General features: G+C 46.0%; 14 protein-coding genes. 11 read left to right on the top strand and 3 right to left on the bottom strand.

Annotation, left to right across the window (positions count from 1 at the left end; all coding sequences use genetic code 11):
• Nucleotides 1–58: 58 nt before the first annotated feature.
• From CHH53_RS05160 to CHH53_RS05120, 9 genes are all read left to right on the top strand, one after another.
• Nucleotides 59–643: a DUF2238 domain-containing protein gene (locus tag CHH53_RS05160; RefSeq protein WP_095215055.1), complete on the top strand. Its 585-nt coding sequence runs from the start codon at nucleotides 59–61 to the stop codon at nucleotides 641–643.
• Nucleotides 644–838: 195 nt separating this feature from the next.
• Entirely contained in the window at nucleotides 839–1,492 is a 654-nt protein-coding gene (locus tag CHH53_RS05155; RefSeq protein WP_483316335.1) for a YczE/YyaS/YitT family protein, read from the top strand.
• A 138-nt stretch (nucleotides 1,493–1,630) separates the two neighbouring features.
• Nucleotides 1,631–2,068 carry a GNAT family N-acetyltransferase gene (locus CHH53_RS05150; RefSeq protein ID WP_095215053.1) on the top strand — a complete coding sequence of 146 codons (438 nt, stop codon included), beginning with the start codon at nucleotides 1,631–1,633 and terminating at the stop codon, nucleotides 2,066–2,068.
• Nucleotides 2,069–2,226: 158 nt separating this feature from the next.
• A complete protein-coding gene (locus tag CHH53_RS05145) occupies nucleotides 2,227–3,423 on the top strand; it encodes an ornithine--oxo-acid transaminase (protein ID WP_095215052.1) in 1,197 nt (398 codons plus the stop codon).
• A 21-nt stretch (nucleotides 3,424–3,444) separates the two neighbouring features.
• On the top strand, nucleotides 3,445–4,353 hold the full coding sequence (locus CHH53_RS05140; protein ID WP_095215051.1) for an aldo/keto reductase: 909 nt from the start codon (nucleotides 3,445–3,447) through the stop codon (nucleotides 4,351–4,353).
• 159 nt (nucleotides 4,354–4,512) lie between these two features.
• Nucleotides 4,513–5,136 carry a TetR/AcrR family transcriptional regulator gene (locus tag CHH53_RS05135; RefSeq protein ID WP_095215050.1) on the top strand — a complete coding sequence of 208 codons (624 nt, stop codon included), beginning with the start codon at nucleotides 4,513–4,515 and terminating at the stop codon, nucleotides 5,134–5,136.
• 180 nt (nucleotides 5,137–5,316) lie between these two features.
• A complete protein-coding gene (locus CHH53_RS05130) occupies nucleotides 5,317–6,792 on the top strand; it encodes a DHA2 family efflux MFS transporter permease subunit (RefSeq protein WP_095215148.1) in 1,476 nt (491 codons plus the stop codon).
• 235 nt (nucleotides 6,793–7,027) lie between these two features.
• Nucleotides 7,028–7,522, top strand: a complete 495-nt coding sequence (locus CHH53_RS05125; protein WP_095215049.1) for a PH domain-containing protein — start codon at nucleotides 7,028–7,030, stop codon at nucleotides 7,520–7,522.
• Complete coding sequence (locus CHH53_RS05120; protein ID WP_095215048.1) at nucleotides 7,522–9,018, top strand: PH domain-containing protein; 1,497 nt, start codon at nucleotides 7,522–7,524, stop codon at nucleotides 9,016–9,018. The genes CHH53_RS05125 and CHH53_RS05120 overlap by 1 nt, the downstream gene beginning before the upstream one ends.
• Before the next feature lie 34 nt (nucleotides 9,019–9,052).
• Here CHH53_RS05120 and CHH53_RS05115 read toward each other — a convergent pair whose 3' ends face one another.
• Nucleotides 9,053–9,277, bottom strand: coding sequence for a YozQ family protein (locus tag CHH53_RS05115; protein WP_233134859.1), 225 nt, complete (start codon nucleotides 9,275–9,277; stop codon nucleotides 9,053–9,055).
• A gap of 464 nt (nucleotides 9,278–9,741) precedes the next feature.
• Between CHH53_RS05115 and CHH53_RS05110 the strand changes: the two genes are divergently transcribed.
• Nucleotides 9,742–10,257 (top strand): GNAT family N-acetyltransferase, encoded by a 516-nt coding sequence (locus tag CHH53_RS05110; protein WP_095215046.1) that lies wholly within the window; start codon nucleotides 9,742–9,744, stop codon nucleotides 10,255–10,257.
• Here the strand turns inward: CHH53_RS05110 and CHH53_RS05105 are convergent.
• A complete protein-coding gene (locus tag CHH53_RS05105) occupies nucleotides 10,254–10,541 on the bottom strand; it encodes a hypothetical protein (RefSeq protein WP_095215045.1) in 288 nt (95 codons plus the stop codon). The genes CHH53_RS05110 and CHH53_RS05105 overlap by 4 nt on opposite strands.
• 226 nt (nucleotides 10,542–10,767) lie before the next feature.
• On the opposite strand from CHH53_RS05105, the gene CHH53_RS05100 reads away from it, so the two are divergent.
• Nucleotides 10,768–10,980 (top strand): hypothetical protein, encoded by a 213-nt coding sequence (locus tag CHH53_RS05100; RefSeq protein WP_095215044.1) that lies wholly within the window; start codon nucleotides 10,768–10,770, stop codon nucleotides 10,978–10,980.
• A 33-nt stretch (nucleotides 10,981–11,013) separates the two neighbouring features.
• Here CHH53_RS05100 and CHH53_RS05095 read toward each other — a convergent pair whose 3' ends face one another.
• Nucleotides 11,014–12,756: a methyl-accepting chemotaxis protein gene (locus CHH53_RS05095; protein ID WP_095215043.1), complete on the bottom strand. Its 1,743-nt coding sequence runs from the start codon at nucleotides 12,754–12,756 to the stop codon at nucleotides 11,014–11,016.
• Nucleotides 12,757–12,836 lie beyond the last annotated feature (80 nt).

Raw genomic sequence — 12,836 nt, 5'->3', positions numbered from 1 at the left:
ACTAGAATCCCTTATAACTGGTTAGACTATGGAAAAAGAGCTTTAGGAGAGATGAGTATTGAAGAAAACGATCTATATCTTAAGCTTTCTATTCATATGCTTTATGCTGGTATCCTTTGTGATAGAACTGAAAAATGGAGATACGAATTCCTGGACCAAGGGCGGCGGCAGGGTAATCATGAGTGCATTGCCGCTGGGCCTGCTGTTTTTCCAGCGCACACCGTTCCGCGTACCGCATATCCTCGGCTATTATGGTTTGCTTGTCTGTACTTTCATACTTGGGGCCATTTTCCACTTTTATGATAAATACAAGTGGTGGGATGTGACGCTTCATGTTGTCGGCAGCATGTATATCGCCTGGCTGGCCCTGGCCATTTATCGCTATAAGGTGCTTCGTCCGGCGGGTATCTATATTTCGCGCTGGATCATATTCTTATTTGTATGCGGTATGGCAACGATCGGGAGTGCAATCTGGGAAAGCATCGAATTCATCGGGGATATGACCGTGACAAGCGTCATGCAGCGGAGCGGCAATACCGACACGATGACGGATTTGATTGCGGGATTGCTGGGAGGAGTCATTTTTGGCATCTATGCCTTGTTCCGGAATAAACCGCTTGAAGGAAAAGAGCTTCGTGACTGAGAGCTGCAAAATTGCAGCTCTTTTTTTATGAAATTTATGAGTTGTTTATTGATTAAAGCCAAATAAAGGGAGGTGGTTCCTTTTTATATTGTATTTGCAACAAAAAAGTGTTTGAATAGATTTATCAATATGGAAGGTGGGGGTTGCTTTGACTTCATACGACATCATGGTAATTAAAAATGATGGTCATTTGACATGAAGAGGAAGAGGATGGAATACGGGAGAACTAAAAGGTTGCGGACAAGGGGCGTGCTTTTCTTTTCAGGTCTGCTTTTTATGACTTTTGGTATTGCCCTTACTATCACAGCGGATCTAGGTACCTCACCGTTTGATGCTGTACTTGTAGGATTAGCAGATAAAGCTGGAATGACAGTCGGGAGCTGGGAAATTATTCTTGCAGGGTTTTTTATTGTGATCAATTCCTTGCTTACACGCACGGCTCCGGAATTAGCTGGTTTGCTGACGGCATTTGCAACTGGCTTGCTCCTTGACGGGTGGCTATTCCTGCTAGGGGGATTCCATTTGGAGAAGGTGGTCGGCCGGGTTGGTTTGTTTCTTTGTGCGCAGTTTTTCCTTGCAGCCGGGACAGCGTTATATCTTCATACGAAGTTTGCGCCTATTCCAATCGATCGGCTCATGCTTGTGTTAATCGAAAAATTTAAATCAAGTATCATCGTTATCAGGACGTTTATATACACTGTCTGCCTTTGTACTGCATTTTTGCTTGAAGGCCCGATAGGACCAGGGACAGTGATGACTGTTTTGTCAGGAGGCATTCTCCTGCAATTTGCTTTTGCAGTATTTCAGCGATTAGGGATACTCCCAGGCAATGAAGTGTCTAAGGTCTGAGTTTATATTTTAGCTATTCTTCAATCACTCTCGCAGGAGCTCGATTGGACTTGGAATATCGGCTGCAGGCGCATGATCATTATTTTTGTATGTGTTTTTATATTAAACTTCGACAAGCGGCAGGAGATGGATACAACGATGTCATTATACAAAATCATTCAAAACGAACAAGATCTTGAAATAGCCAAGGCAATGCGTGTGGCGATTTTTGTGGAAGAGCAAGGTGTACCTTTAGAGGACGAATTCGATCGGTTCGATGTGCTGGATGGTGTTTGCCGGCATATCCTCGTTTACCATGAAGGGGAGGCTGCCGGTACAGGCAGGCTGCGATTTGTCGGGGATTACGGGAAGCTGGAGCGGATTTGCGTTAGGAAAGAATATCGAAAATATGGGCTGGGCAGGGTCATTATCGAAGGTTTGGAGGAAAGTGCACGGAAGGCCGGTAAAACTGCTTTCAAACTGCATGCACAGGTACAAGCGAGCGGATTTTACAGGAAGCTGGGATATAGGGAAGCTTCCGATATCTTTGAAGAGGATGGCATTCCTCATGTCATCATGGAAAAGAAGGATGTGTAATGGCAGGAGTATAGGTGGAAAATCGCCTGATTTCGCGGCAGACGTTTTTTATATTTCTTGTTGAAACGCTTCCAATCAGCTGTCTCTTTGTTAGAATGAAAATATAATGATTGCGCTGCATCAGGGGCGCCAAATGAACCTGGAAAGGGGCAGTTGGGATGAGGACTACAGATGCACAGGAATTGATGCAATTGACAGAGCGATATGGGGCGAATAATTATCATCCGCTTCCGATCGTCATTGCGAAAGCAGAGGGTGTGTGGGTGGAAGATACCGAGGGAAAGCGATATATGGATATGCTCAGTGCTTATTCAGCGGTGAATCAAGGACATCGGCATCCCAAAATCATCGATGCGCTTCAGCAACAGGCCCGGAAAGTCACACTTACTTCCCGCGCTTTTCATAATGACCAGCTGGGTTCATGGTATGAACAAGTTGCTGCTTTGACTGGCAAGGATATGATTCTGCCGATGAATACCGGTGCTGAAGCTGTGGAGACGGCTTTTAAAGCAGCCAGACGCTGGGGATATGATGTGAAGGGGATTGCTGCTGATCAAGCAGAGATCATCGTATGCAGCGGGAACTTCCATGGCAGGACGATGACTGCCGTTTCGCTCTCTTCGGAAGCGGAATACCGCCGCGGTTTCGGTCCGATGATACCAGGCATCAAGATCATTCCTTATGGTGATTTGGAGGCTCTGAAGTCAGCGATCACATCAAGTACGGCAGCTTTCCTCGTGGAACCGATCCAGGGGGAAGCAGGCATCATCATTCCGCCGAAGGGGTATTTGAAAGCAGCTTCGGAATTATGCAAGCAAGAGAATGTCCTATTCATCGCGGATGAAATCCAAGTCGGCCTGGGGCGTACGGGTAAAACGTTTGCTTGTGACTGGGAGGATGTCAAACCCGATTTGTATATTTTGGGTAAGGCACTTGGCGGCGGAGTATTCCCGATATCCTGTGTTGCAGGCGATAAAGGAATATTGGGTGTTTTCAATCCCGGCTCGCATGGTTCGACTTTCGGTGGGAATCCATTGGCATGTGCGGTATCGATTGCAGCGCTTGAGGTCCTTGAGGAAGAGGATCTAGCAAGCAGATCCCTTCGTCTTGGAACCTATCTATTGAAAGAGCTGCAGAAGCTGACTTCATCCAAAATCAAGGAAATCCGTGGAAAAGGATTGTTTATCGGCATTGAATTGACGGAACCAGCCCGGCCATATTGTGAAAGGCTGAAGGAACTGGGCGTGCTTTGCAAAGAGACACACGAAACCGTCATCCGGATTGCGCCGCCTTTGATCATATCCGAAGAGGAATTGGAATGGGCAATGGAAAGGCTGAAGCAAGTATTGCAGTGAAACGAAAGAGGGGGAGACAAAATGAAATTGGGTACGAGTGGATTGGAAACAGCGCCTATTGCCCTTGGCTGTATGAGGATGAATGATCTGAGCAAGCAGGAAGCTGTCAAAGTCATCGATGCAAGCGTCGAAGCGGGAATCAATCTATTTGATCATGCCGATATTTACGGCGCGGGAGCATCCGAGGAAGTTTTCGCTGAAGCGTTAAAGGAGAGTACGGTGAGACGGGAAGATATCATTCTCCAGTCCAAATGCGGCATTCGCCAGGGTTTTTTCGATTTTTCAAAGGAACATATCGTGTCCAGTGTCGAAGGGATATTAAAAAGACTGCAGGCTGATCATCTTGATATCCTGCTTTTGCATCGGCCGGATGCGCTGCTGGAACCGGAGGAAGTAGCAGAGGCATTCCGCGTGCTGAAAGAAAGCGGAAAGGTGAGGAACTTCGGCGTCAGCAACCACCATCCATATCAAATAGAGCTGCTGAAGCAATATGTAAAAGAGGAATTGATTATCAATCAGCTGCAATTCAGTTTGATGCACACGCCGCTGCTCGACGCTGGATTGAACGTGAATATGCAGAACAGGGAGTCTGTTATGCGTGATAGCGGACTGCTGCCGTATAGTCAGCTGAACAAGATGACGGTCCAGGCATGGTCCCCATTCCAATTCGGTATGATGGAGGGAGTATTTATCGACCATCCTGATTTTCCGGAAGTCAATGCAGCACTTGACGAATTAGCGGGACGGTATGATGTAAGTAAATCTGCGATCGCGATTGCCTGGATATTGCGTCACCCTGCCAACATCCAGGCCGTTGTCGGTTCGATGAATCCAGAACGGATCCAGTCGATCTGTAAAGCGCAAGATGTCCAGCTGACCAGGGAAGAGTGGTACGAATTGTACCGGGCAGCTGGCAATAATGTACCTTGATTCGATCGTTATCCGGGGAAGCGGGTTGTCCTATGACAATTCGCTTTTATGATTATGGTAATAATTAGTAAAACGGTATTGACATATGACACTGTGTCACATATAATTTATTCATCATCAATTGTGACACGGTGTCATATGATTAGCAGGAGTGAAGATATGCCGAAGCAAACCTTTCTTCATTTACCGGAAGATAAAAGGAATACATTGATTCAAGCCGCCAAAAAAGAATTTTCGAGGGTCCCGCTGCATGAGGCGTCCATTGCCAACATCATCAAGGATGCCGGAATACCCCGAGGAAGCTTTTATCAGTATTTCGAGGATAAAGAGGATCTATACTATTATCTGCTGAATCAGCTTGCCCAGGAGAATAATAAGAAGCTGATCGCTATCCTGAAGGAGAAGAAAGGGAACTTATTGGAGTCCTTGGCGGAACAGTTCCGATATATGATTTCCCTGCGTCATGATGAGGAGCATAAGGATTTCTTCAGATATGCTTTCCTGAATATGAACCATAGGAAAGAAAATACTATGGCTAACAACATATATAAGGAGAGCATGAAAAAGGAGCGCTCCCAAACGCTTGAATTGGTGGATACTTCTTATCTGAATATAAAGGATAAGGATGAGCTCTCGCATGTCATCAGGATAGTGGGGGCAATCACTTTTCATAATCTTGTTCAGGTATTCGTTCATGATCTCACGGATGAAGAAGCCATTTCTGATTATGAAACACAGATCAGCTTGATAAAAAGAGGACTGCAGAAAGAAGGGGTCGACTGATGTACCATTCTGTAATCAAAAAAAGTGATGATTTCTTGAGGAAGCTGGCAGAGACGCTGCAAAAACAAGGGATCAATGCGAGCCTTTGCAAACGGCCGCTGCTGCAGCACTAAAAATTAAATAAAGGGAGATAGGATTTTGAACACGGAAGCAACACAACCCAGAAAAGCACCATATTTGATGCTGGCTATTTTATTTGTCGGAGCATTTGTCTCCTTCTTGAATAACTCATTGCTGAACGTTGCCTTGCCATCAATCATGGTTGACTTGAAAATCGAGGACTATTCGACTGTTCAATGGCTTGCAACAGGTTATATGCTTGTCAGCGGGGTACTGATTCCAGCCTCCGCCTTCTTAGTTACACGGTTCTCAAACCGTATGCTTTTCATTACAGCGATGATCATCTTTACGTTAGGTACCGCCTTGGCAGCTTTTGCACCGAACTTTGGCATACTGCTCACTGGACGGATGATCCAGGCAGCCGGCTCATCCGTGATGGGGCCATTGCTGATGAACATCATGCTCGTTAGCTTCCCGCGTGAAAAACGAGGGACGGCAATGGGGATCTTTGGCCTGGTCATGATTACAGCACCAGCCATCGGTCCGACATTATCTGGTTATATCGTAGAATATTATGACTGGCGTCTATTGTTTGAAATGATCCTTCCGTTGGCAGTGATCAGTGTGCTGCTTGCTGTCTGGAAGTTAAAGAATGTCATGCAGCAAAATACGAAAGCCACACTTGATTATCTTTCCGTTGTGCTGTCATCCATCGGATTCGGCGGATTGCTTTATGGTTTCAGTTCGGCAAGCTCCGACGGCTGGACAGATCCGATTGTATTGACTACCTTGATTGTCGGAGCGATTGCTTTGATCATTTTTGTCATCCGTCAGCTGCGCATGGAGAAACCGTTATTGGACTTGCGCGTGTATAAGTATCCGATGTTTGCACTTGGTTCCATCATCTCCATCGTAAATGCTGTGGCGATGTTCTCAGGAATGATCCTGACGCCAGCTTATGTCCAGAATGTACGCGGGATTTCGCCATTGGATTCCGGGTTGATGATGCTGCCAGGGGCCATCATCATGGGTGTCATGTCACCGATCACTGGCCGGCTGTTCGATAAATTCGGACCGCGTGTCCTGGCGGCGATCGGTTTGACGATCACAGCAGTTTCAACTTACATGCTTGCACATCTGCAGCTGGATTCCAGTTATGCATATATCATTTTCATCTACACATTACGGATGTTCGGTATGTCCATGGTCATGATGCCGATCATGACCAACGGGTTGAACCAATTGCCTACTGTGTTGAACCCGCATGGTACGGCGGTGAATAATACGGCTCAGCAAGTATCTGGTTCCATTGGTACAGCCGTTCTTGTCACAATCATGAACTCTGCGACTAAAAATGAAGCGGAGAGCTTGATGTCAGGAGTGGATCCAACGACATTGACAGAGGCAGCAACTGCTCTGATGACACAGAAGGCGCTGCTGACTGGGATCCAAACCTCCTTCTATGTAGCTTTGGGAATCAATATTGTAGCGTTGATACTCGCACTGTTCGTGAAGCGAGTGGACCCAAGCAGAGATGCGGTAAGTAAAATTGAAAAGCAGGATATCGGTCAGGTGAATCCTGAGCCTGCAAAATAAGAGGATGGATCCGGTCTTACCGGGTCCGTTTTTTTATGGATGACAGCTTTATTTTAAATGGCCCTTCCTTCAGTCTTTGCCTCAAATTCCCTTCCATGTCTTTCGGTTCTTCCTCCTTTGAGAATAGTTTACCAAAGTTATATTTTTTCGGAGGTGTACTATTTCCTTGGTACAATTTTGGAACCTATTCTTATTTGGTTTCGTAAAGAAAACATAGAGAAAGGGAGGGAAACCGATGCAGATACAAGTAAAGGAACCTCAACATAAATTGCCGAAGGAATCGCTGCGTGTCGGACTGATAGGTGATGTTATTTTTGATGTGGTGATGCTTTTGATTTTTGCTGTGTTGCTGGGGCTGGATTTTTATTTTGACTGGCCATCCTGGATCGGGACTGTACTTATGATATTGCTTATCATCTCCATCCCGTTTGGAATCATTGGCTATTTTGCGACTGTCATCAATCACCGTAACTGGCGCTATGATATGGATGAGGAATATGTACAGCTGAGGCAGGGAGCCTGGTTCCAAAAGGATCAGCTGATTCCCGTGACGAAAATACAATCCGTCGAAACGAAGCAGGGGCCGCTTTTAAGGAAATATAAGCTCCGGGAAGTAGAGATCGAGACAATGGCGGGCGAGTACAGCATCCCAGGGCTGCCGGAGATAGAGGCATATGCATTAAGGAATGAAATAGCAGCATATGCCAAGGCAAAGGAAGAGGATGACTGATGGAGAAGAAACGTCATCATCCGGCTATTTTGCTATTTGGGATCGCAAAGGCGATCAGGAATTGGATTGTACCCCTCATAATCGTCACTGTTTTCAATGATGCCGATAATTGGTGGGGGACATATGCGAAATACGTCGTTCTGGCTATCCTATTGCTATCCATTGTGAGTGAAGTTCTTACATGGTTCACAGAAACATACGCAGCTGATGAGCATGCGTTCCATTTATACAGCGGCATCTTTTCAAAAAACAGCCGCACTGTCCCGTATGAGAAAGTTCAACATGTAACCAAGCATACGAATCTCCTCCATAGGCTGCTTCGTTTGACTGCAATCAAGTTTGAGACAGGATCGAAGGAAAAAGCCGTGGAATTTAAGGTGCTCACGAAAGAGGAGGCCTTCCGGCTGGAGGAGCTGACCAAAACAGACAGGCAGGAGCCATCTGACATGGAGCAAATAACCATCGAGGGAAATGATGCGGAGCAGGGAGACGCAGAGTCCGGATTTCAAGTCGGGGATAGAATCACCCATTTCAAGCCGACAAAGAAGGAACTGATCAAGGCATCATTCACTTCCCTGAGCTTTTTGCTCGTTCCGCCGCTGTTGGTTTCTTTTATGCTGAAATTTGATATTTTCTTTGAATGGAGCGATATCCGTCCGTATTTGCCATTGTTGAAGACCTGGTGGATTACGATGCTTGGTCTTATCGGAATCCTGGCAGTCTCCCTTTTGACAGGAATGTGGCGAGTGCTGCAGAAGTATGGCAACTATGAGTTGGCCTCAGATGAATCACATATATACATCCAGACAGGATTGGTCAGCGAATCTGCTTATTCGATCCGTAAAGACCGAGTACAGGGAATCGAGATCAGCCAGCCGATTTTGCATCGTTTACTCGGACTGGCAAAGGTGAAGCTGATCAGTACAGGTTCACTGGACATTAGCGACGATACAGAAACGATCAATTCACTTTATCCATATTTTTCACTGAAACAGGCGCAGCAAATGATTGCTGAAATACTGCCCGAATATGAAGTGAAGTCCTCCATGCATGAATTGCAGCAGAAGGTATTGTTTTACCGTCTCCTTCAGCCAAGCATCCTCTGGCTGGCAGTGACCATCACTTTGTACTTTTGGCGCCCGGAAGTGTCAGGTTATCAGATTTCTTGGTGGATCGTGTCCATCCTTCTATTGATCCTGATTGAAGGCTATCGCTATTTGAATTTCAAGCATTCCAGATACCTGATCAGCGAAAAATTCTTCCAGATGAAGACAGGGGCTTTTACGACAAAACTTTTTGTGACAAAAAGAAATAAGATGATTGAGATTGCCAGGAATCAAAATCCGCTTCAGCGCCGGCTCGGATTGGCAACAATCGAATCCATCAACCGGGCAAAGCCGGTGCTGCATAATAAAATGAAAGATATTCCTGAAAAAGAAGCAGATCGTTTTTATAGATGGTTTCATCAGCGGACAAATGATGTCCGAAGGCAATAGAGAGAGGACAGCTCACGCGAGCTGCCCTCTCCATTTAAAAGCCTTCGCGGGGGATTTCCCTGTCTTTTCCGTTCGTCAGGGAGCCATCCTTCTCCACATTATCTATCTTTCCATCTACAGTACCTTCTGTGTACGTATCCGTTACTTGCTCATGGGTGATCGAGATCCCCTTATCGACTGGATTCGATGAATCATGATTTTGGGCATCGTACATCTTTTCAGCCACTTCATTGGCAGCTTTTTGCTTTGATTTATCCAACCTGTATTCCTCCTTCCATATATTCATTAGTTTCCCGAAACAGAGAAATAATATGTTTGGATTTTTGCAGGGTCATCCTTCTCATTTCTGTTATGCAAAGGACCGGTGGTGAGCTGAAAGGTTTATGTTGGGATTTTTAAGGGAAAACTAAGAGGAGGAAGGCGTATAGTGCAGAAATTTGGCAAAATGAAATCCTTTACCTTGTAAACGCTTTCACTATAAAATGTATGTAAGCAAGGAAAGCTGTTCTGCATCCTCATGAAAGAAGGAGTGGACAAGAAATGAAGAAAAATGAAAATAATTTTTTCGTAGGTTTGCTATATGGTACAGGTTTAAGCATACCGCTTTGGGTGACATTCTTTGCGGTTGTGAAGGGCATTTCCAAGGCAGTATCCTGACAGTTAAGGAAGCGTCGGCTGCGGCCGGCGCTTCTTTCGTATATACTAGTAGAAAAAGGATGTTTTATGATGCGCGATTTCGAATCTGTCTATGAGCTGATGAGTCGTTCCTTCCCCCCTGAGGAGCATCGGGGTTTCAGGCAGCAGAAAGCACTCTTGGACAGGGAGGATTATCATATCCATATTTATGAGGAACAGGGTCGGCTTGCTGCTTTTTGTGCAGTTTATTCTCTGCCTGAATTATCATTCATCGAACATATTGCAGTGAATGAAGCTTTTCAAGGTCAGGGAATGGGCAGTAAGATCATGCGGGAAGTCATGGCCATTTCAGAAAAGCCGATCATACTCGAGGTGGAGCCTCCAGCCGGATCTGAGACGGCAGCCCGTCGGGTGCGATTCTATGAGAAGCTCGGGTTTCATCTGCATGCCTATCCATATGAACAGCCGCCCCTGCGAGTAGGAGCGGCACCTCTTCCGCTGCAGCTTATGAGCTATCCTGCGATCTATGGCGAAGTAGCATTCGATCGCGTCAAACAGATGATTCTGCAAGAGGTTTATGGTGAACACCGTGTATCTCGTTAACGGTAATCGTGTTTATCTTTCCGATAAGCACGAAAAGCGGTGCGCAGGGCTGCATAGCTTCCGATCGCGGCATAGCCATAAAAATACCCCATGAAGATGGCAGCGATCAGATTGTGAGGATGGCTGAAAAAGATAGACAGGATCAATCCGCTCAATAACGCAATCGTTGGTGTGTACTTGCCGGGCAGCGGCAGGAGATGCTTCATGATTTGGGTAAAAATAAGAACGATGGGCACACCAAGCACGGCATCCCAGAAGTTCGTCATTATCATAGGAAATTCCAACGTCCCTACCTCCTTTGTATAACGTATGCTGGGCTGTCCAAACTTATTAAGGCTGGACATCATTTTCCTTATAAGCAGAAAACCGTTTCGGAAGCGGGAGGGCAAGGGAAACAGATTATTAAGAAAACTAGCAATATGGCAGAGGTGAATCTTTACGATTGACGTGCATATATGGGATGGTGTATAGTGTACGTACACTAGATATTGTGTTACGGAGGCCGGTAATATGCAAAGATACCTATTCGAGTACAAAGTCCTGCCAACTGGCGAAACAAGTGAATTCAGCTATGTTGCTGCTTCTGAGGAAGAAGCGCGCCAGTCCATCAAGGAACGTGTGGCGGATTTGGAATTCGTGGAACCAGAAGAAGTCGAAATCGGCAGCTTGCTTCGTACATTGGACGCAAGCAAACGCTATTACGAATGTGAAGGCTGTACCTGATAAAAAAGCGACCCATGCTCTGGGTCGCTTTTTTTATAACTTGAAAACAGCAATCGATTCGTTCAGCTGACGGCTTATATGCGTCAGTTCTTCTGCTGAGGATGCGATATTGGCAACCGCTTGGATTTGATCGGCAATCGAGGCTGCAATCTCTTCTACACTGGCAGCTGTTTCTTCTGACACACTGGATGCATTCTGGATGCTATCCGTAATATCATTCGTCTGTGCAGTGACCTGCTTTATTTCCTCGATTAGTCTGCTGCCGGCATTTTTCGTAGCTTCGGCAGCTGCTTCGATAGCTGCGAACTCGGCTGCAGTGGCAACGACAGAATGGTTCAGCTGTTCTGCCTGCTGCTTATTGGATTCGATTCGAGCTGCATTCTCCGCAGCTTCTTTCGTGATGGAGCTGATCATTTGCTGAATTTCCTTTGTGGCAGCATTGGACTGATCAGCAAGTTTTCGAACCTCGCTTGCAACAACCGCAAAGCCTTTCCCGTGTTCCCCGGCTCGCGCTGCCTCGATGCTTGCATTGAGGGCGAGCAGATTTGTCTCTTCGGTGATATTTTCGATGACATCCGTAATATGGACGATTTGCTGCAAGTTCTTATCAAGTTCCTGCATGCCTGCTGAAATAGCTTCCACCGATTGCATGGCAGCATTATTGGCCGATGTCAAATCATGCATCATATTGCTTCCTTTTGTTGTCGCTTCACTTGTTTGAAGTGCAGCTTGAGCGATTGCGTCGCTTTGTGCGGTCATCGTTCTGATGGAATCGTTGAACTTGCTTAAATGGTATGTCGTCGTTTCCAAATCGGATGCTTGTGATCCAGCTCCTTTGGCGATGTCATCCACTGCCACGCCGACTTGTTCACTGCTTGCGGATGTTTCTTCACTTACCGCGGAAAGCTCCGATGCTGCATCGGATACTTTATCGCTGGACTGGATGATGCTTTGCACGAGACTCCGTAATTCCCCGGACATCTTCATGAAAGCCTTGCTCAGGATACCGATCTCATCTTTTGTCTGTTTCAGATCCTGTTCCCTGAAATCGCCCGCTGCCAGCTGTTCTGCTGCATCTGTCACTGCCTTCAGCTGCAGCAGCTTCGGACGGATCATGAAGTAGAAGAGAACGAGAGTCAGTATGGTGATCCCTGCGGTTATCCCGATGATGATCCATTTTACTTTAACCAAATCATCATAGAACAAATCTGTGTAGACAGTAATGCCCACAGTCCAATTCCATGGCTGGAAGTAGTTCACATAAGCCATCTTTTCCCTGACTTCTCCCGTTTTTTCGTCGGTGTCATCGTAGCTCATGAAACTCTCATGATCATCTTTTGATTGTGCCAGCACTATCAAGTTTTCCCGATTTTCCTTTGTGCTGTCATCTGTTGGCGGTGACCCGATTTCTTCCGTAGGATGCAGCACCATATTCGCCTGGTCATCATAAGCAATGATATAACCGGCACCATTTTTATAATTGAAATTAGATTGCGATAAGTCATGGGAGCCATCTTCCATAGGGCCGTTCAAGATAGTACGTGCTTCTTCCTGAGCTTCCTCCAAAGTCATCTCCCCATTTTCCACGCGTTCATTCAGCAGCGTCAAGACGCTGGTTGCACTGTTTGCCATGTGCTGCAGATCCATCTTTCCAGCATCTATCAGCACATTCTTGGCTGTCAGGTAACTGATTGTACCGACAGCGGCACCGCAGAAAATCGTGATCATTGCAACCATGATCATCAACCTTGCTGCTAAGCTATTTCTCTTTTTCATGATAATCCCCCTCTGAACATTGATCCCCTCCCTTATATAATCGGTGTTTAAAAACGTTTATGAAGTGAAAAAGAAGAAGG

It is taken from the genome of Terribacillus sp. 7520-G (assembly GCF_002271665.1).
In the GTDB taxonomy this organism is placed as follows: Bacteria; Bacillota; Bacilli; order Bacillales; family Amphibacillaceae; genus Terribacillus.
Note: the sequence above shows the minus strand (reverse complement) of the source record. Positions and strands in the feature narration are given on the sequence as shown.